Origin of the sequence: Mammaliicoccus fleurettii, from assembly GCF_003970575.1 — a bacterium.
Taxonomy (GTDB): domain Bacteria; phylum Bacillota; class Bacilli; order Staphylococcales; family Staphylococcaceae; genus Mammaliicoccus; species Mammaliicoccus fleurettii.
This window is the reverse complement of sequence record NZ_RXWZ01000009.1, coordinates 1-20,125: the sequence shown is the minus strand read 5'-3', so window position 1 is coordinate 20,125 and position 20,125 is coordinate 1. Positions and strand designations below refer to the sequence as shown.

18 protein-coding genes are annotated in these 20,125 nt (G+C 32.5%); 7 read left to right on the top strand and 11 right to left on the bottom strand.

All coding sequences use genetic code 11. From position 1 onward, the window contains the following. Positions 1 to 13: 13 nt before the first annotated feature. On the bottom strand, positions 14 to 1,294 hold the full coding sequence (gene celB / locus CD129_RS00360; protein ID WP_078358354.1) for a PTS cellobiose transporter subunit IIC: 1,281 nt from the start codon (positions 1,292 to 1,294) through the stop codon (positions 14 to 16). Between the two features lie 9 nt (positions 1,295 to 1,303). Beyond that, positions 1,304 to 1,618, bottom strand: coding sequence for a PTS sugar transporter subunit IIB (locus tag CD129_RS00355; RefSeq protein WP_115337817.1), 315 nt, complete (start codon positions 1,616 to 1,618; stop codon positions 1,304 to 1,306). Positions 1,619 to 1,823: 205 nt separating this feature from the next. Between CD129_RS00355 and CD129_RS00350 the strand changes: the two genes are divergently transcribed. The 3 genes from CD129_RS00350 (at position 1,824) to CD129_RS00340 (ending at position 5,997) form a co-directional block, all read left to right on the top strand. Then, on the top strand, positions 1,824 to 3,185 hold the full coding sequence (locus CD129_RS00350; RefSeq protein WP_115337818.1) for an amino acid permease: 1,362 nt from the start codon (positions 1,824 to 1,826) through the stop codon (positions 3,183 to 3,185). Positions 3,186 to 3,592: 407 nt separating this feature from the next. Further along, positions 3,593 to 4,762 (top strand): hypothetical protein, encoded by a 1,170-nt coding sequence (locus CD129_RS00345; protein WP_107509376.1) that lies wholly within the window; start codon positions 3,593 to 3,595, stop codon positions 4,760 to 4,762. Between the two features lie 17 nt (positions 4,763 to 4,779). Continuing rightward, positions 4,780 to 5,997 carry a metal-dependent hydrolase family protein gene (locus tag CD129_RS00340; RefSeq protein WP_115337819.1) on the top strand — a complete coding sequence of 406 codons (1,218 nt, stop codon included), beginning with the start codon at positions 4,780 to 4,782 and terminating at the stop codon, positions 5,995 to 5,997. A gap of 98 nt (positions 5,998 to 6,095) precedes the next feature. Here the strand turns inward: CD129_RS00340 and CD129_RS00335 are convergent, their stop codons facing one another. From CD129_RS00335 to gabT, 3 genes are read right to left on the bottom strand one after another with little or no spacing between them, the layout of a single operon-like run. Next, positions 6,096 to 7,475: an NAD-dependent succinate-semialdehyde dehydrogenase gene (locus CD129_RS00335; protein WP_115337820.1), complete on the bottom strand. Its 1,380-nt coding sequence runs from the start codon at positions 7,473 to 7,475 to the stop codon at positions 6,096 to 6,098. Then, positions 7,438 to 8,829, bottom strand: coding sequence for an APC family permease (locus tag CD129_RS00330; protein ID WP_115337821.1), 1,392 nt, complete (start codon positions 8,827 to 8,829; stop codon positions 7,438 to 7,440). The genes CD129_RS00335 and CD129_RS00330 overlap by 38 nt, the downstream gene beginning before the upstream one ends. A 31-nt stretch (positions 8,830 to 8,860) precedes the next feature. Next, on the bottom strand, positions 8,861 to 10,147 hold the full coding sequence (gene gabT / locus CD129_RS00325; RefSeq protein ID WP_115337822.1) for a 4-aminobutyrate--2-oxoglutarate transaminase: 1,287 nt from the start codon (positions 10,145 to 10,147) through the stop codon (positions 8,861 to 8,863). A gap of 102 nt (positions 10,148 to 10,249) precedes the next feature. Here gabT and gabR point away from each other — a divergent pair, with 102 nt between their 5' ends. Then, the gene (gene gabR, locus CD129_RS00320; RefSeq protein ID WP_115337823.1) at positions 10,250 to 11,626 is read left to right on the top strand and encodes a MocR-like transcriptional regulator GabR; all 1,377 of its coding nucleotides are present in this window, start codon (positions 10,250 to 10,252) and stop codon (positions 11,624 to 11,626) included. A 97-nt stretch (positions 11,627 to 11,723) separates the two neighbouring features. Here the strand turns inward: gabR and CD129_RS00315 are convergent, their stop codons facing one another. Next, entirely contained in the window at positions 11,724 to 12,737 is a 1,014-nt protein-coding gene (locus CD129_RS00315; RefSeq protein WP_115337824.1) for an aldose epimerase family protein, read from the bottom strand. A 135-nt stretch (positions 12,738 to 12,872) separates the two neighbouring features. On the opposite strand from CD129_RS00315, the gene CD129_RS13135 reads away from it, so the two are divergent. Both CD129_RS13135 and CD129_RS00310 read left to right on the top strand, forming a co-directional pair. Further along, positions 12,873 to 13,037: a hypothetical protein gene (locus CD129_RS13135; protein WP_157946491.1), complete on the top strand. Its 165-nt coding sequence runs from the start codon at positions 12,873 to 12,875 to the stop codon at positions 13,035 to 13,037. Between the two features lie 73 nt (positions 13,038 to 13,110). Continuing rightward, on the top strand, positions 13,111 to 13,350 hold the full coding sequence (locus CD129_RS00310; RefSeq protein ID WP_107509382.1) for a DUF3923 family protein: 240 nt from the start codon (positions 13,111 to 13,113) through the stop codon (positions 13,348 to 13,350). 240 nt (positions 13,351 to 13,590) lie between these two features. On the opposite strand, the gene CD129_RS00305 is transcribed toward CD129_RS00310, so the two are convergent. From CD129_RS00305 to CD129_RS00290, 4 genes are read right to left on the bottom strand one after another with little or no spacing between them, the layout of a single operon-like run. Next, positions 13,591 to 14,961, bottom strand: a complete 1,371-nt coding sequence (locus CD129_RS00305) for a sugar porter family MFS transporter (RefSeq protein ID WP_115337825.1) — start codon at positions 14,959 to 14,961, stop codon at positions 13,591 to 13,593. 44 nt (positions 14,962 to 15,005) lie between these two features. After that, a complete protein-coding gene (gene araA, locus CD129_RS00300) occupies positions 15,006 to 16,433 on the bottom strand; it encodes an L-arabinose isomerase (protein WP_115337944.1) in 1,428 nt (475 codons plus the stop codon). Next, on the bottom strand, positions 16,429 to 17,139 hold the full coding sequence (locus CD129_RS00295; RefSeq protein WP_115337826.1) for an L-ribulose-5-phosphate 4-epimerase: 711 nt from the start codon (positions 17,137 to 17,139) through the stop codon (positions 16,429 to 16,431). The genes araA and CD129_RS00295 overlap by 5 nt, the downstream gene beginning before the upstream one ends. Before the next feature lie 10 nt (positions 17,140 to 17,149). Beyond that, entirely contained in the window at positions 17,150 to 18,751 is a 1,602-nt protein-coding gene (locus tag CD129_RS00290) for a xylulokinase (protein WP_115337827.1), read from the bottom strand. Between the two features lie 59 nt (positions 18,752 to 18,810). On the opposite strand from CD129_RS00290, the gene CD129_RS13130 reads away from it, so the two are divergent. Next, the gene (locus tag CD129_RS13130; RefSeq protein WP_160149125.1) at positions 18,811 to 18,978 is read left to right on the top strand and encodes a hypothetical protein; all 168 of its coding nucleotides are present in this window, start codon (positions 18,811 to 18,813) and stop codon (positions 18,976 to 18,978) included. A gap of 64 nt (positions 18,979 to 19,042) precedes the next feature. Here the strand turns inward: CD129_RS13130 and CD129_RS00285 are convergent. Continuing rightward, on the bottom strand, positions 19,043 to 20,125 hold a 1,083-nt coding region (locus CD129_RS00285; protein ID WP_126577718.1), incomplete at its 5' end, for an MFS transporter.

Below are 20,125 nucleotides of genomic sequence, written 5' to 3'. Positions count from 1 at the left end.
CCTCCATCCTATATTACTTTTTCAATTCTTGTTTTAAATAGTTTTTGTCTAATAATTTTAAAAATGGCCACCAAATAACAAATGTGATACACAAGTTAACGAGTTGTAGCGCTGCACCTTGCCATGCATTTCCTGTTGCTAAATAACCACTTATAAATATAGGTGTAGTCCATGGCACAATAACCCCTGAAGGTTTTGGTACAAATCCAATATACATAGCTGAATAGCTTACAATCGTTATAATTACTGGTGATATAATCCAAGGAATAATCACTAATGGATTCATAATAATCGGTAATCCAAATAAAATCGGTTCGTTTACATTGAATATAGATGCTGGTGTTCCCAATTTTGCAATTTCTTTGTTTTGTTTACTTCTACAAAGTAAATAAATACCAATTACAACTGCTATTGTTCCTCCTGTTCCACCCATACCAACTAAAAATGTATCTATAAATTGTTTAGTTATTATATTTGGTAACTCTAATCCCTTTTGAAATGCTTCGAAGTTCTCATTGTTTAATGAGTACCAAATCGGATCAAACACTGTATTGACAATAATTTGTCCGTGTAATCCAAAGAACCAAAATATTTGAATGAATAAAACAGCAACAATCGTAGCTGGCAAACCTTTTCCTAATGCTGTTAGTGGTTCTTGTACAACTGTATAGATTAAATCTTGTAATGTATTAAAAGGTGTTAATGCAATTAATATTCTTATCACTAAAAATATAGTTAAAGTAAATGCTACTGGAAGTAATGCACTAAATGATTTAGATACTTGATCTGGCACACCTTTAGGCATTTTTATCGTAATGTCTTTTTTCGTAAAGAAACTATATAGCTCTGAAGTGATAATTGATACGATAATGCCCAGGAACATTCCTTTTGCACCTAATATTTCTGTAGGTATAACGCCTTCAGTTTTTCCTACTACCTGAGGAGTTAAAATTAGAACTGCACTTAGAGCTGTTACCGCTCCGTATATCCCTTCCAAACCATTTCGTTCAGTTAATTTATATCCTATTCCGATAATGACAAATAGCCCCATTATTGAAAGCGTTGCTGCTGATGCTGGTCCAACTGCATTTTGCCATGCTGCAAACTGACTTTCAGATAGTAATTTATCTAAAAATGGAAAATTTGCAATTACGACAAAGATAGAACCAAATATAATTAATGGTAAAGCAATCATAAAACCATCACGTAAAGATGCTAAATATTTATTGTTATTTAATTTATCTGCTATTGGCAGTAATACGTCTTCTAACTTTTCCATAAAAGTACTTTGCATTTTTATCACCTATTCCCCTAATAATGATAAAGCTTGTTTGAGTACGCCATCCCCATCTATTCTTCCATAACTCACTGAGTCAATTGTTTCAATTGGCATTTCTAACCCTTGTTCTTCAGCAGCTTTGATAAATTTTTTCTTCATAAATCTCATTTGTGGACCAATTAACAGAACATCATATTCATCTAAAGCTTGAAAAGCATTGTCACTGGACATAGCTTTAATATTCACTTGTATGTCTTTGCTTTCTGCTGCTTCTTCCATTTTCGTTACTAATAAACTTGTAGACATTCCCACTGAACATGCTAATAAAATATTTCTCATCTTAATTTCCCCTTTCGATTATATTTCCATTATATTTTGTATACGTTTACATATCGATATAATCATTTTCCTCTAGTAGTGGAATATCAATATGTATTATTATTGATATGAGAACACAAATAATAGTAGTATAATGATTTTTATATTGATTTTTAAATCATATTTTACACATATGTGTTAATGAGATTAAGGAGTGAGAATAAATATGGAAGATCATGAATTAAAACGGAGTATGTCGAATCGACACATTCAATTAATTGCAATTGGTGGTGCTATTGGTACTGGCCTTTTTCTAGGTGCTGGTAAAAGTATTTCATTAGCTGGTCCATCAATTTTATTAGTTTACATTATTATTGGCTTTTTCTTATTTATTATGATGAGAGCATTAGGAGAACTATTACTTTCAAATAGTGATTATAATTCATTTACTGATATAGCAGAACATTATTTAGGTCATCTATTTGGCTTTTTAACTGGTTGGACGTATTGGTTTTGTTGGGTAGCGACAGGAATCGCCGATATTACAGCTGTAGCTAAATATATTCAATTTTGGAATCCAGACATTCCCTCTTACGCATCAGCAATAGCCACAGTAGTTATTTTATTAGGTTTAAATTTAATGACAGTGAAACTATTTGGTGAAGTAGAGTTTTGGTTTGCCCTCATAAAAATTATTGCGATCGTCTTATTGATTGTTATTGGTTTATGGATGATTTTTAATGGTTTTAAATCAAGTAATGGTACTCAATCAGGATTCCATAATTTATATTCACACGGTGGCGTCTTCCCGAATGGTGCGATGGGCTTCTTACTCGCTTTCCAAATGGCAGTGTTTAGTTTTGTTGGGATAGAACTAGTCGGCGTAACTGCTCGTGAAACAAAAGATCCTGAAAAGAACTTACCTAAAGCAGTCAATTCTATCGGATATAGAATATTAATATTTTATGTATTGAGTTTATTAATTATCATGAGTATTACACCATGGAATAAAATCGATCCAGCAGAAAGTCCATTTGTTAGCTTATTTGTATTAGCTGGAATCCCCGCAGCAGCAGGTATTGTAAACTTTGTTGTGTTAACATCTGCTGCAAGTGCTGCAAACAGTGGATTATTTAGTAACAGTAGAATGGTTTATGGATTAGGACAAACTGGTCACGCACCAAAAGGATTAAGTAAAACGAATAAAAGAGGTGTGCCATATCCAGCACTTATCTTCTCAGGCGTCGTATTGTTCTTTGCAGCGATATTAAATTATTTCATACCTGATGATGTGTTCACACTTGTAACAACACTAGCAACAATATTCTTTATCTTTATCTGGTCTATTATTTTAATTTGTTATATCAAGTACAGAAAAGAAGATGCAGATTTACATAAAAAATCTAAATTTAAAAATCCATTTGGTTTAATTGGTTCTTATGTATCATTAGTGTTCTTCGCATTCGTACTCGTGATGCTGTTCTTTGCAGAAGACACACGTACAGCATTAATGTTTTCACCATTATGGATTATCCTGTTGTTAGCTGCTTATTATATAAATAAAAGTAGACAATCAACAGCACATTAATATTTTAATATGAGTATGAGAATGAGATTTCATCCCGATACTTAAAGCAACTCTCCCAAACCGTTGAACTTAAATACGGATTGAGGGAGTTTTATTTTTGTGGAATATTATAGATGTGACTTTGGATTGCGCTTACTGGCATAATTCTGAATTGTGCTCCTTAGACACTAGTTCTTACGGACATTTCTCGGAATTTTGTCCCTTACAACACCTCTTACGCTTATTATTTTTATAAAAAGCTCCAATCATAAAATTCCTAATGCAATATTTTCATTCTAAAAATATATGGCTGGAACTTATTTGTGTAATATTTGTCTATATATTCAAAATATTTTGAATATAGTATTAACTATTGCATTTTTATGTGCTAAGGTTTTCTTATTAACTTAAAAAGGGAGTGAACGCTAATGGTTAGTGAACCGCTTATTTCTGCTACTATACTATTTGCATTAATTGTTCTAGGTGAAGTTATTTCTTATGTTACAAAGGCTCGTGTTCCAATGTTATTAACTGCTATGGTCAGTTATTTACTCTTATCTTGGGCAGGTGTTTTACCAGCAAAAATACTTGATAATGCAATTTTACCTTCACTAGGTGCACTTGTTATTGCGCCAGTTATTATGCATATGGGTACTATGATGCCGCTTCATATACTTAAGTCTCAATGGAAAGCGGTTGTCATTTCAATTTTTGGGATTATTGGTTCTACTACTTTAATTTTAATTTTCGTTACACTCCTGTTTGATTTCCGTACAGCAGCTTCTGGTGTCGGTCCTATTGCGGGTGGTATTGTTGCACTTCTTATTACTGTAGAGAAACTTCAAGATTTAGGATTAGCTAATTTAATTGTTTTACCTGCTATTGTTCAGGCTTTGCAAGGTGTTATTGGCATGCCTCTTAGTTCAATACTTATGAAACGTTATTCAAAATATTATCTTGCAAATAGAGAGCACGATAAGAACGTTGCGAATATCTCTAATAAAAATGAAGATAAAAAAGAAACGATTTTTAGTAAAAGTCCATTACTTCAAAACAATGTTATTAGACTCTTTATTATGTTTTTATTAGCAAGTTTTGCTTTTATTATTGGAGAATTTACTGGCATTCATTACACACTACTTAGTTTATTATTTGGTGTAATTGGATTGAAGATTGGTTTGTTCGAACAAAAAGAAATGGAACGCAACCAATCATTCACAATTATGATGGTTATTATTATTCTCATCGTTATCGGTTCTATGGGAGGTATTAAACCTCACGACTTATGGGAATACCTACCTGCAATATTATCTATTCTTGTTATTGGTACAATCGGCATTTTAATAGGAGGCTTTGTTGGCGCGAAATTAATCGGTTGGAGACCTACTAAAGCTTTACCTGTTGCATTAACTGCACTATATGGTTTCCCAGGTGATTTTATATTATGCGAAGAAGTCAGTCGTTCAGTTACAGACAACGAAGAAGATAGAGAAGATGTATTTAATGAATTACTAAGTCCAATGATTATCGGTGGATTTACAACCGTAACAGTAGCATCTGTTATTTTAACAACTATTTTAATGAATTTTATTAAATAACGTAGGAGGAAGTTAACTTGATTTTAAAAAATATAAATTTAATAGATGGAACTGGTAATGATATTCAAAAAAACATAGATATTAAAATCGAAAATAATGTTATTGCTGAAATAGGCAAGAATTTAAATGGTGATGATGTTATAGAAGGAAATGGACAATATTTACTTCCTGGTATGATTGACAGCCATGTGCACGTAATGTTGGAAATGGAACCGTTAGAAAATCGCTTATCTACGCCTTTTTCATATAATTTTTATAAAGCTATTGATCATTTGAAACGAACAGTCGATGCTGGCGTTACAACTGTTAGAGATGCTTTAGGTGCAGATTTAGGATTAAAAGAAGCTGTAAATGACGGAATTGTACTAGGTCCACGTTTACAAATTAGTATAAACGCATTAACAATCACAGGTGGACATGGAGATAGCTATACAAAGTCCGGAATTCATTTACCACTTTTACAAGATGGTTATCCCGGTATGCCGAGTGGATTATGCGATGGCGTCATCGAAGTCCGAAAAAAAGCGCGTGAAATGCTTAGAGCTGGTGCAGATGTATTAAAAGTTCATGCAACTGGTGGTGTTACAAGTGCAACTGACCATCCAGACTACACACAATTTTCAGTAGAAGAATTAAAAGTAATTGTCGAAGAAGCACAATTTAGAAATAATCGTAAAGTAATGGCACACGCACAAGGTTTACAAGGTGTAAAACAATGTATAGAAGCTGGCATTCATTCAATCGAACACGGTATATATTTAGACGATGAAGCTGTAAAATTGATGAAAGAAAAAGATATGTATTTAGTACCTACACTTCTTGCACCATTGTCCGTTATAGAATTCGCTGCCGAATTAGGAATGAGCGAAAATTCTATAAATAAATCCAAACAAATCATGCAAGATCATATCGAAAGCTTTAAGAAAGCCCACCAAGCAGGTGTGAAAATAGCAATGGGTACAGATGCAGGCGTATTCAAACACGGTACTAACTTAAGAGAGTTGGAACTTATGGTTGAACACGGTATGACAGAAATGGAAGCAATCGTTTCATCAACAAAGACTGCAGCAGAGTGTTTAGGTTACGATGAAGAACTCGGTACTATCGAAGAAGGTAAAAAAGCAGACTTTATTTTACTAGAACAAAATCCATTAGATGATATCGCAGTATTAAGAGATCCAAACAAGATTAAAGTCGTAGCTATAGACGGTAAAATCGTAAAAGACATTAGGTAAATATATTGATATGAAAAGAGCTGGGACATAAATGTCCCAGCTCTTACTTTTTGAGTAACCTAGAGTTTAAAACTATGCTAATGATTTTGCTTTGTATTTTACATATTACCTATTGATAAATATTTCGTTTCTAAATATGGCTCTATTCCTTCTATACCGCCTTCTCGACCGTAACCACTTTCTTTATATCCTCCGAATGGTGCATGTGCTGCTGATGGTGCACCATCGTTCCAGCCTATTACACCATAATCAAGCTTTCTATATATATCAAAGCCTGTTCTATAATCATTAGTGAAGAAGTAAGCTGCTAATCCATATTCTGTATCATTTGCTACTTTAATGATGTCTTCTAAATCATCATATGTCATAACTGCTGCGATTGGTCCGAATGTTTCTTCATGCATCACTTTCATTTCAAGATTTGCATGACGTATGACTACTGGCTTCAAGAAGTTTCCGCCTAATTTCAGTTGTTCGATTGGTAATGATAGTTCGCCACCGTGTTCAACTGCATCTTCTATTTGATCTAATACTTTTTCTACTGCATTTTGATTAATTAACGGTCCCATATCTATATCTTGTTCTAAACCATTTCCTACATTCAAAGCATTTACTTTTTTAGTTAATAATTCTGTATAAGCTTGTTCAATGTCTTTATGAACAAAAATTCTATTTGCACTAATACATGTTTGACCTGAATTTCTAAATTTAGTAGCAATTGTTTGGTTAACAGCTAGTTCTAAATCAGCATCTTTATGTACAATTACTGGAGCTAATCCGCCTAATTCCATTGTTACATTTTTAACACTGTCTGAAGATGCTTTTATTAACTGTTTACCTACTGGCGTAGACCCTGTAAATGTGATTTTTTGAATAATTGGGCTTTCTGTAAAAATTCTTCCAGCATCTCGACCACTTAAAACGACATATTGTATCGCATCTTCTGGTATGCCCGCTTCATGTGCCAGTTCAACCATGCGTATCGTCGTTAACAGTGTTTCTAAGGCTGGCTTACAAACTATCGTACAACCCGCTGCTAACGCTGGTGCCATTTTTCTAGCAATCATAGCTGCTGGGAAATTCCAAGGAGTAATAGCACCAACAACACCAACTGGAAATGAGTCTGTAATAATTTTCTTGCCTTTTTGATTAGCAGGTATCGTTTTTCCATAAATACGTTTCGCTTCTTCTTGATACCATTGTATATAACTATTAGCGTAGGCAACTTCACCTAAAGCTTCTTTATAAGGCTTTCCATTTTCTAAAGTTATAAGTTCTGCTAATTCTTCTTTATGTTCATCAATTAATTGATACCATTTTAATAAAAGTGCAGAACGATCATGAGCATCTCTTTCACGCCAAGATTCATATGCTTCTTGTGCATTACTTATTTGTTGCGTTGCTTCTTCTTCAGAAGTGTATTTAATTGTCTTTACGACTTCATTCGTTGCTGGATTGTATACTTTGAGCTCTTTCAAAAGTCTCAACCTCCTTAGATTTCGTTAAATATAGAACAACTGCAATACCATACCAAACACATACGATAATCCATTCATTTGGCCATATAAGTGATGAAGGCATTCCTGGCAAATAAATTACTATAAATGCGATGCTTAAAATAACAGCCGTCCAACCTACAAACTTGCCACTTTTAATACGATACGGTCTTTCTAAATTAGGTTCACTTTTTCTTAACTTCAAGAAAGAGAATGCAACTAGTAAATAACCTAATACAACACCAATTCCACCTGCATCAACGATCCATACGAGTGCCGGACGTCCAAGCAGTGGTGCAACAAATGCTAGTACACCTAGGAATAAAATACCATGTGTCGGTGTTTTATATTTAGGATGAATAAATGCAAACCATTTAGGAATCATATTATTTTTAGCCATAGCATATAGAATGCGACTACCACCAATAATAAAAGCATTCCAGCTTGTTATAATACCTGCAACGCCACCTATTACAAGTAATACACCAAATCCACTAGATCCAAATAAATTGACCATAGCATCCGCTGTAGCTAATTCACTTGAGCCTAACTGACTAGGTGTTAACCCTGTCGCTACACCGAATACAATTAATAAGTAAAATATCACTGAAGCAATGATTGAAATAATAAGTATGCTACCAATCTTTTTAGATGGTGCTTTAACTTCTTCAGCTATTTGAGGTATAACATCAAACCCTACAAATAGAAATGGAATCATGATGAGAACTGACATTGTTCCTCCAACACCATGGCTGAATAATGGTTTAAGTTGAGTAAATTCACCATTAAAGCTCGCTCCGAAAAATAATAACAATCCTACGCCTACAATAAATATAGTAAACACTGTTTGCATAATAGCAGCTGGCTTAACGCCAAAGTAATTTAGTGAAGTTAAGATAACACTGCCAATAGATCCTATTAGAACCCATGTTAAGTAAACGTCCCAACCTGCTAAGTTCCACAACAATCCTGTATGTTCAAAAGGTATAACGTAATCTATAACTGTCGGTAATGCAACAGCTTCAAATGTAATGACTGATACATATCCAAATAATACTGACCAACCTGAGAAGAAAGCTACACCTGGACTGAACGCTTTCTTAACAAAGACGAATCCGCCTCCTGTTTCAGGTATTGCAGATGCTAGCTCTGCATACGTCAATCCTATAAATATTACTAATAAACCACCTATTACAAAAGCTATGATACTTCCTAAAAATCCTGCTTCAGAAATCCATTCTCCCGAAAGTACAACCCAGCCCCATCCAAGCATGGCTCCAATCGCGAGAAACAATACATCTGCTATGTTCATTGTTTTATTAAATTGAGAATTCATATTCATACCCCATTTTCATTAGTCCTATTTATTAAAGACTGGATTCTAAAATCGATAAACCTTTGTTTAGTTCTTCGTCTGTAATGACTAAAGGTGCTAAAAATCTAATCACGTTACCGTTTATACCAGCTGATAATAATAATAACCCATTATCGTTAGCTGTTTTCACAATTTCTGATGTTTTTAGCTTATTTGGTGCGTTTGTTTCTGGATCTACAATTTCCATTGCGACCATTGCACCTAATCTACGAATGTCTCCAATATAATTATGTTCTAATTTAAATGATTGTAATGTTGTTTCTAGAGTTGCGCCAAGTTGCTCAGCTTTAGCATTCAAGTTTTCTTCTTCTATAATTTCTATAACTTTAAGTGCAGCTTCACAAGCTAGAGGATTTCCGGCATATGTACCACCAATCTCACCTGGGTTTGGGCTATCTATAATTTCACTTCTACCTACAACACCGCTTAATGGAAAACCTGCTGCAAGAGATTTAGATACCGTCATTAAATCAGGTACAACATCAAAATGCTCTATCGCGAATGTCTTTCCTGTTCGAGCAAATCCAGTTTGTATTTCATCTGCAATAAATACAATTCCATGGTCTTCACAAATATCTTTTAATGCATGAATGAATTTTTTGTCGGGGATAATAAATCCACCTTCACCTTGTACTGGTTCAATAACGACACAAGCAACTTCAGTAGGATCAACTGTAGCTATAAAGAAGTTCTTTAAATCTTTAATGACTGAGTCGATATACGCTTCATCACTCAAACCTTCTGGCTTATCAGCTAAATAAGGATAAGGTGCTTGATATACTTCTGGTGCGAAAGGTCCAAAACCAAATTTATATGGTCTAACTTTACTAGTCATAGACATTGTTAAATTTGTTCTTCCGTGGAAACCTCTAATGAAAGATACAACTTGTTGTCTTCCTGTATATTTACGAGCTATTTTTACTGCATTTTCTACAGCTTCAGCTCCTGAATTAAGTAATACTGTTTTCTTTTTATGATCTCCTGGTGTAATCTCAGCTAATTTTTCAGCTAACTTAATATAGCTTTCATACATAATGACATTAAACCCAGGTAATATAAATCGTTCTAATTCATTTTTTAGATGTTCAGTAATTTTCGGATGTGAATGACCGACATTTAATGTACCAATTGCGCCTGCAAAGTCTATCCATTCTTGTCCCTCATTATCTGTAACAGTTGCCCCTTTAGCAAAGTCAGCTATATGTGTATTTCCATTACTGACACCTCTTGCTACATATTCGTTACGTAGAGATACTAATTCTTCTTGAGTCTTACCCATCTAAAATCCCTCCTATTGTTTATTTAATACATATTAAAAAATTATTGGTATAATGAAAAGTACCAGTTTTCATTAATTTATAGTACCAGAGGGGTGAAAAGTATGACTCAAACTTACAAATATAGAGAAATTTATCTCAAAATAAAACAAGATATTCTCTCGCAACAATATAATAGTCACGAAAAACTACCTTCAAAAAGACAACTTGCAAATGATCAAAGTGTAAGTATAAATACTGTTAAAAATGCTTATGAACAACTGTTTGCGGAAGGTTACATTTATACGAAGGAAAGACAGGGGTATTTTGTTGAAGCGTTAAACAAACTGATTATACAAGATCATCACGTTTCACAACCATTAAACAATAATCCAACTCAAATTAAATCATCATTTCGCTATTCTTTATCTCATATGACGACAGATATCTCACAATTTCCAATTGATTTTTGGTCTAAACATGTCAAAGAAGCTTTTTCTACCTTCAAAAATGAAATGTCAGAAATACCTATTTACAAAGGACCTTTAGAACTTAGAAAATCTATTGCACAACTCATCTCATATAAAAGAGGTGTATCCTGTTATCCTGAACAAATCATAGTAAGCTCAGGTACAGCTAATTTATTAAGTACGTTATTTAAGACACTATCCGACAATCAAAAAATCGCAATTGAAAATCCCGGATATTCACGTATGAGAAAACTGTTTATAGATATGGGGCAAGAAGTCGTAAACATACCACTCGATCATAAAGGATTATCGGTTAATACATTAAAGACAGAAAAACCAGATTTCGTTGTGACGACACCTTCTCACCAATTTCCTACTGGAACAATTATGCCTATATCTAGAAGAATAGAATTATTAAATTGGGTGACTGAACAAAATAAATACATTATAGAAGACGATTACGATAGTGAGTACAAATACGGAACAGACAATATCCCCTCATTATATAGTTTAGATAAAAATGACCGAGTCATATATTTAGGAACATTCTCAAAAACTTTAATGCCAAGCTTAAGAGTGAGTTATATGGTATTACCATATCCACTACTTTATAAATTTGATTTAGCAACAGAGACTTCAATTACCGATTTAAGTTCAATTAATGCCTATGCACTACACCTTTTTATCAAATCAGGAAATTACGAGAAATATATTCGAAAAATGCATCACATATATACAGAAAAAAGAGAGCTATTCTTAAAAATATTATCAAAAGAATTTAAAGAAGATATCACGATTTATGATATGCAAGCAGGTCTTCATTTCTTATTAAATATAAAAACCACACTGAGTTATAAAGAAATAGAACAAAAAGCACATGACAATAGTATAGAACTCTATACATTAAGAAGATTTATGGTTGAAGAACCAGCAAATTCATCAATCAAAACGTTGATCATAGGATTTGCTAAAATAGAACTAGAAGATATTGAGCCTGCAATATTAAAATTAAAAGAAATCATTTATAACTAATTTAGGCTTAAGCAGATTTGAGCCGAATCGCACGATATCTCTGAAGTCTTCGTGCGTTTTAACCCGATTTGAGCTGAATCGCACGATATCTTTCTTCTTACTTATCTTTAGTTTTAATTTGGTAACTTGTTTCACTACTAAATGTTTTGCCATTTCTTAAAATAGAAGGTGCACTATCACCTAACAAATGTATATCATCAGGTATAGATTGTGTTTCTAAAGTAAAACCGCCGTGCTCTTGAATTGTGTGATCATGGTCGTTCCAATCTACATCATTCAAAGTGAAAATAACTACATGGTCTTGATCAGTTTTCATTTCAATTTCCAATTCATCATTTGAAACTGTAAATGACTCATCTCCTAATTTAACAGGATGATCTATTCCGTTAAATTGCTTAATTTGTTCCAAGCCACTCTCAAAAACATCTCTAAAAGTAAGTATCTCTTTTCCTATTTCTTCATTAATATTTACTGTATCCAATGACTTCACAATTTGATTTTCTTTTAATGGATAAAATTCAATTTCATTATGAATTCTATGATTTTCAATCGTTTGATTCGTCTTATTCAAATTAAAATACACATGATTCATTGGGTTAAATAAAGTATCTTCCGTACTCGTAGCCTCATAATGAATTGACCACATCATTTGAATTAAATCATATCGGTGCGTTACTCTTATTTGTATATTACCTGGGAAATAGTCATCTTCGGATTTCATATCAGCTGTATAAATAACCGTAACAATCTTATCTTCATTTATAATTTCATAATCAAATACGCGTGAATGCAACCCATTAGATCCACCATGCAAATTATGTTTAGCATCATTTTGTTCTAATTTATAATTTTGACCATTCAATTCAAATGTACCATTTTCAATTCTACCACCGTATCTACCAATAGTAGCTCCAAAGAAATAAGGATTTTCTTCATAATATTGGACTAAGTCATCATTCTCATTTGGACCAAGAACGATAGACCTACCATCAACTTTCCAATCTACAATTCTCATGCCAAAATTAGTGAATTTAATTTCTGAATTTCCGTCATAAATCGTAATTAAATCTATATTATTAGCATCATCCAGAATCTCAATGTTAAAAGCCATTTACATTCCTCTATTCTTTAAAATTAACGTTATTTAGTTAAATTTTAGCATATCATATAATTGTAATTCTAATTAAGTTATACTTTTTATATACATATTAGTAAAGAAACGTTTTAAAAGGAGGCATATCACATAATGGTAAAATCTTTTTTAACACACTTTATAGGCTTTTTAATTATTTTTTCAGCACTTACATATTTCTTTAATAGAGATTACACCGCGATAGAAATCATTATTGTTTCTATAGTTTATGGTATTATTATGGCGCTTATTAATAATAAAAAGAAAAAGGAAAAATGACGCATATTGCTCATTTAAAATATCAATGATACCATTTTAATTAAATAATTAATTTCCGAAAAGAGGACACTTTATGAAAGTATCATGGATATTATGGTGGATATTAACTGTTATTGAACTTGGATCATTTATTCTTATGGCTATCTTTTTATGGTTTAGAGAAATTGATGCTACCGGTGCTGTTCAAACAACTGAATTAAAATGGTTGTCTATCGGTATGGTCGCCACACTCTTTATCATGCCTTTTTTAACTCAAATAGTTTGGCTAATAATCAATATTATTACTTCAAAAAAAATGAAAACCCAACAATAAACTTTGTTTGAATTACAAAGTAACATTTCGTAATAGGTTAGAGTATTGTTTGAGCCGAATCGCACGATATCTCTGAAGTCTTCGTGCGTTTTGCACGGTTTTCACCGAATCGCACGATATCTCTGGAGTCTTCGTGCGTTTTGAACCAGACCTTCAACCGAAATAAAGCACTACTACTCACCTTACCAAATACTTGATAAATAAAACCCGCTTCCTGAAATCCAGGAAACGGGTTGTTTTTTATGCTTTTGATTCTATCGGTTCATTCATACGTTCGTCTAAATATAGTTCTATTTCTTCTAAAGTCTTTCCTTTTGTTTCATAAAGTATATATTTCGAGAATAGGAAGCCTACTACACATATACCTGCAAACATAAAGAATATATTACTTAAACCAATACTTTGCATTAAAATCGGGAAGAATAGCGCTACTACAATATTACCTAACCAGTTAACCATTGATGCTATTCCTGTTGCCATCCCTCTTGCTTCACTCGGAAATAATTCTCCAACCACAATCCACGTAACTGCAGCCCATGAATATGCATAAAATATGACATATATACAAATAAATATAAATACGAGTGATATAGCCCACGTTTGTCCAGAATTTGTATATGGATAAATAATTCCTACTAGTAATAAGCATAATCCCATTCCAATTGAACCGGACATAAATAATGTTTTTCTATTAAATTTATCTACTACAAATAGTGTCGCTATTGTTGCTAATACAAAAACGATTCCTACACCTACTGTTGATATAACACCACTAGCTGTTGATCCAAATACATCTCCTAGTATTTGTGAAGAATAATAAAATATCGTATTTGCCCCTTGAATTTGTTGTAAAAACGTAACACAACAGCCTACAAATACTGAAAACGTAACTGCTTTTGTTAATTTAAAAGTCTTTTGTTCTTTACTGATTTCATCATTAATTTGTAAAATTTCTCTGTATTCTCTTTCAGCTTCACGCTCTGGTCTAATTCTTTTTAAATTAGATAATGCTAAATCTTTAAAGCCTTTTTTAATTAAAAATCTAGGTGACTCAGGTAAAATAAATGCGCCTACAAATAAAATAATCGCAGGTATAACAGCACCACCTAGCATCCATCTCCATCCTTCAAAAACATCTATAAATGCATAGTTTACACCGTAAGATATAAGCATACCTACAGTTATCATTAATTGATTTAATCCTGATATTTTCCCCCTAATCGCTGGTGGTGATATTTCTCCCATATACATAGGTACTAAAGCTGATGCAGAACCAACAGAAATACCTAGTACAAATCGGGAAAAGATTAATATTCCAGGACTTCCAGAAAAGGCACAAGCTAAAGAACCAATTGCAAAGATAATAGCTGTTATTAAAATCATCATTTTTCTACCAAATCTATCCGCTAAAGATGCCATCGAAACTGCACCGATCATTGCTCCAAGGAATAAGATAGAAGTTATTGTTCCTTCTAACATTGGGCTGACTTCCCATGTTTCTTTTATTCCAGGCAAGGCACCATTTATAATTCCTATATCATAGCCAAATAAAAATCCACCAAATGCACCAAACGCGTATATCAAATTTGTTTTTGGTTTTTGATTTCCCATTATGATTCCCCTTTGTTATTGAGATTGAAAATTATCACATTTGCTTAGTTAATCAACACATATTCTAAATTGAATAAAGTGGCTAAAGTGATGACTTGGTCTTTTGTTAAACTTAATGATATGACAGTATGATGTCCCCCACCTTGTTTGATCCATTCTTTAATGCCATTTTTAAAGTCTGGTTTTACTTTCCAAATGACACGAGCAACTGGTAAATTTGGTGCTTCTTCTTCAGGAACAAATGATTCAACCTCATTTATTAACATTCTAAAGTTTGTACCCATATCTGAAATAGAAACAACTACCCCTTCACCTGCTTTACCATCGAACACTAATCTAGCAGGATCGTTCTTCCCTCCAATACCTAGAGGATTAACAACTACTTTAGGCTTTGTTTCTGCTAAAGTTGGATCAACTTCTAACATATGAGAACCTAAAATCGCTTCTTGTCCAGTTCTCATTTCGTAAGTGTAATCTTCCATAAATCCAGTTTGTTTATTGTGTGACATCACTTTTAGCAACCTATCAAGTGCTGCTGTTTTCCAATCACCTTCACCTGCAAAACCATATCCTTGCTCATTTAATCTTTGAACTGCTAAACCAGGTAATTGCTCCATTCCATATAAATCTTCGAAATTAGTAGTAAACGCAGTATAGCCACCCTCATCTAAAAATTGTTTAATACCAATTTCATATTTAATTTGTTCTTTAACTGATGACTCCCATTCATCCACTTCATATTTACCATAATCAAAATCATATAATTCTTTATATTGTTCAAATAAATGTTCTATTTCATTATTAGAAACCTTATTAATAACAGTTGTTAAATCGCCAATTCCAAAGTAATCAACTGTCCATCCTAATTGAATTTGTGCTTCTATTTTGTCACCTTCAGTTACAGCAACATTTCTCATATTATCTCCGAATCTTGCAACTTTTATATTGAAGCTTTCGTTATATGCATATGCTACATTCATCCATCGTCCAATTTGTTCTTGTATTTCTTTTTCTTGCCAGTGACCTACAATTACTTCATTGTTTTTATTTAGTCTCTCATTTATGTAACCATACTCCCTGTCACCGTGAGCCGATTGATGTAAATTCATATAATCCATATCGATTGTTTCCCAAGGAATGTGATTGTTAAATTGAGTAACAAAATGTAATAAAGGTTTTTGCAAAATTTTTGTACCTCTAATCCACATTTTTGCTGGAGAGAAGGTATGCATCCACGTGATCACACCTTGTACTTCATCTTTGTAATTAGCTTCTTTCATAACTGAAGTTATAATATCTTGTGATATAGCTAACTCATCTTTTAATTGAATTTTAAATGGAAAGCTCCCTTCTTTATTTAATGTATCTACAATAGTTTGTGCATTTGATTGTACTTTTTTTAGTGCTTCTTCTCCGTATAATTCTTGAGAACCAACTAAAAACCAAAAAACTTTTTCTTCACTCATTTTAATTTCCTCCTTGAGATGCTTGTCCGTAATATGAATTTTTTCCATGTTTTCTTTCATAATGTTTATTTAAAATTCTATTTGGTAAATACTCACTTGATTCATTTAATTGTTTAGTAAATAAATTCATCTTACATACTTCTTCAAGAACAACTGCATTCATTACAGCATGCTTCGGACTATCCGCCCACACAAATGGTGCATGTCCATGCAACAATACACCAGGTATTTCAAGTGGATTAATATCCTTTTCTTTAAAAGTTTCAACAATTACATTTCCAGTTTCATGTTCATAATTTCTGTTGATTTCTTCCTCAGTTAAGTGTCTAGCACAAGGAACTGGTCCAAAGAAAGTATCAGCATGTGTTGTGCCATAAACTGGTACATCTAATCCCGCTTGTGCCCAAATTGTTGCCCATGTTGAATGTGTGTGTACAATACTTTTTATATCTTTAAATGATTTATATAAAACAGCATGTGTTGGCATATCAGATGATGGATTAAGTGAACCTTCAATTATTTCACCTTCTAAATTGCAAACTACCATGTCGTCTGCAGTCATAACATCGTAATCTACACCACTTGGTTTGATAACAAATAAATTACTTTCTCTATCAATTGCACTCACATTTCCCCACGTATATTTAATAAGTTCTCTTCTTGGCAATTCTAAATTCGCCTCAAATACTTCTTTTTTTAATTTTTCTAACATGTTTTCACTCCTAAATGACATATTGATTAGCGTTTCTTTCGATGTCTAATCCTTTTTTATATTTTTGGATGAACTCTTCATATTCTTGTACATCTTTTTCAGTTGGATAGATGATATTACCGTCTTCCTTATCAAAAATATACTGCTTTAAATATTGATTTAACGGTAACGACTGCTCATTGTTGACCATGTAGCTTGCAAGTACTGCCATTCCCCATGCTCCACCTTCATTAGCAGTCTTCAAAACTTCAACTGAACTATTTAAAGATGCTCCTAATATTCTTTGTGCGATATTTTTTGTTTTAAATATTCCGCCATGTACAACAAATGAATCAATCGCTACTTGTTCTTCTTCTTTAAGAATATCCACACCCATTTTCAATGTACTAAACGCTGACATAATATGCGTTTTCATAAAATTAGCTAAATTAAATTGACTATTTGGGTGTCTTAAAAACATAGGAACACCTTCATTGATTTTAGTTATGTTTTCTCCAGATACGTATCCATAAGATAATAGATTTCCATTTTCTTCATCTGCCTGTTGCGAATGGTTGAATAGTCGTTCAAACAATTCATTTCTATCAACGTCTACGTTCATTAATTCAAAAGCTTCTTCAAATAAATTCACCCAAGCATTTATGTCTGAAGTGCAATTATTTGTATGTACCATAGCAACTAAATCTCCTACTGGTGTTGTTACAATATCTATTTCTGGATAAACTCCATTTAATGATTTATCCAACACGATCATTGCAAATGCACTTGTTCCAGCTGAAATGTTACCTGTTTTCTTTTCTACACTATTAGTCGCTACCATTCCCGTTCCTGCGTCTCCTTCAGGTGGACAAAGTGGCACTCCTGCTTCTAACTGACGAGAAGGGTCTAATAAACTTGCACCTTGTTCTGTTAAACGACCTGCTGATTCTCCAGCTTCTAATACTTCAGGAAGAACTGATTCGATAGACCAATCAAATTGTTCATTTTTAATTAAATTATCAAATTGATTTAATTTTTCTTGGTCGTAATTTTTGGAGTTTGGATCTATCGGAAACATGCCTGATGCATCGCCAATACCTAACACTTTTTGCTCTGTAAGATACCAATGAATATATCCTGATAAAGTTGTTATAAATTTAACTTCCTTAACATGTTGTTCTTTATTTAAAATTGATTGATACAAATGAGCAATGCTCCAACGTTCAGGAATATTGAAGTCAAAACACGCTCTCAAATGATTTGCCGCTTCTTCTGTATATGAATTTCTCCATGTTCTAAATGGAACAAGTAAATCGTCATTTTTATCAAAAGCTAAATATCCATGCATCATACCGCTAATTCCTATAGATTTTACTTTCTTTATAGAGATATTAAATTTTGATTGAATATCATCTGTCATAGATTTATAACTTTTTTGTAAACCTATCCATACATCATTAATTGAGTATGTCCAATAACCATTTTCAAATTTATTTTCCCATTCATAATATCCAGAGCCTATCGTTTCAAAGTCTCTGTCTATCACAACTGTCTTAATTCTTGTTGAACCTAATTCAATACCTATAGATATTTCTCCATTCAATATTTCTGAACGAATTCCATCTTTATCCAAAATACCGCCCCCCAAATGCAATCGCTTTCAAAAAGAAATATAACACCACTTGACCGTACATGTCAAATTTATTTTTAATTTGTCCATATATGTATTTCGATCAAAAAAAAGAAGAAGTGCTTAATATTAAGCATTTCTCAGATGATATCGAACTAGAAGATATTAAATATTTAGATACTATTCAGTCAATTGAAGAGTCAATAATGGTAAGTCTACTTATGAAATAGCTGTTGAAAATTCACCATTTGTTTATCAAGTAAATTATTTTATTAAATTTAAAAAGATATGCCCTTAGACATATCTTTTTAAATGTTGATATACAAACACCAATATTAAACAAGTGATCATAAACACAGTGAATGAAATTAAGTAAAAACCTGTATTGGAATCAAACAGAGCACCCGCAATTAATATACCTAGTGGCATAGTAATTTGAGATAATGTTTGTTGAGTAGCAAAATATTTAGCTTTTATTTCTTCTGGGACTTGTTTTTGAACATATATATTTATAGGAATATTACTGAGCATTACTCCAATACCTATTAAAAACATTCCACACATATAAACAACAAGAATAATAAGGTCTTTAAACATAAATACAAATGGTAAACATATAATCAAAGTGCCTATGGAGATTATCAAATACGCTAATTGCACATTTAAGATTATTCCACCCTTTTTCTTAAAATAAGGATAGATAATTGCAAACAAAAAACCAGCTGTAGGAAAAGTCGCTTCTAAAAATCCAAGTTCTTTAGAACCCATATCGAAATATGTTACAAAACTTGCAGGTATACCTAAAGTTATAAAAGCAAATAGAAAATTAATTATTATTCCAGAAGTCACGACAAGTAATATATCTTTTTTTCTCTTAACAAAATTCCATACAGTTTTATAACTTTGTATGAAACTTTCACCTTTTGACTTTTCTAAAGCTTCAATTTCCTTATTTTTATACGTCAATAATAGTGCTAAAACCAATGTAATAGTTTCTGTAACTAGCATAATAATTATGAAATTTTGAACTGGCATAATTGCATATATCAATCCACCAAGTATTGGCGATCCAATTTGAACACCATTTTGAATCGCACTTCTATGTGAAACTGTTATATCAATATATTTTTCACCAACTAATTCCAGTAATCCGCTATTGAACGATAAACTCACCACTATGTCAGTAATATTCAAAATAATAACTAATATATAAATATATACTAAATTATTTAATGATTGGTCAATAATCGAATAGGCTATTATAGTTATAATTGTCAACAATTGAAAAGAAGTGATGAGTAATTTTCTAGGTAGCTTATCAATGAAAAAACCAGCTATAGGACTACCTACAATAAATAATACTGAATATATTACAAC

Bases quoted from the DNA above. Each gene is read 5' to 3' on its own strand.
- CD129_RS13130 (WP_160149125.1), top strand. From the start codon at position 18,811: ATGTCAAATTTATTTTTAATTTGTCCATATATGTATTTCGATCAAAAA.
- CD129_RS00330 (WP_115337821.1), bottom strand. From the start codon at position 8,829: ATGAATTCTCAATTTAATAAAACAATGAACATAGCAGATGTATTGTTT.
- CD129_RS00305 (WP_115337825.1), bottom strand. From the start codon at position 14,961: ATGGGAAATCAAAAACCAAAAACAAATTTGATATACGCGTTTGGTGCA.
- gabT (WP_115337822.1), bottom strand. From the start codon at position 10,147: ATGGGTAAGACTCAAGAAGAATTAGTATCTCTACGTAACGAATATGTA.
- CD129_RS00345 (WP_107509376.1), top strand. From the start codon at position 3,593: ATGGTTAGTGAACCGCTTATTTCTGCTACTATACTATTTGCATTAATT.
- CD129_RS13135 (WP_157946491.1), top strand. From the start codon at position 12,873: ATGGTAAAATCTTTTTTAACACACTTTATAGGCTTTTTAATTATTTTT.
- CD129_RS00355 (WP_115337817.1), bottom strand. From the start codon at position 1,618: ATGAGAAATATTTTATTAGCATGTTCAGTGGGAATGTCTACAAGTTTA.
- CD129_RS00315 (WP_115337824.1), bottom strand. From the start codon at position 12,737: ATGGCTTTTAACATTGAGATTCTGGATGATGCTAATAATATAGATTTA.
- gabR (WP_115337823.1), top strand. From the start codon at position 10,250: ATGACTCAAACTTACAAATATAGAGAAATTTATCTCAAAATAAAACAA.
- CD129_RS00310 (WP_107509382.1), top strand. From the start codon at position 13,111: ATGAAAGTATCATGGATATTATGGTGGATATTAACTGTTATTGAACTT.
- CD129_RS00295 (WP_115337826.1), bottom strand. From the start codon at position 17,139: ATGTTAGAAAAATTAAAAAAAGAAGTATTTGAGGCGAATTTAGAATTG.
- celB (WP_078358354.1), bottom strand. From the start codon at position 1,294: ATGCAAAGTACTTTTATGGAAAAGTTAGAAGACGTATTACTGCCAATA.
- CD129_RS00350 (WP_115337818.1), top strand. From the start codon at position 1,824: ATGGAAGATCATGAATTAAAACGGAGTATGTCGAATCGACACATTCAA.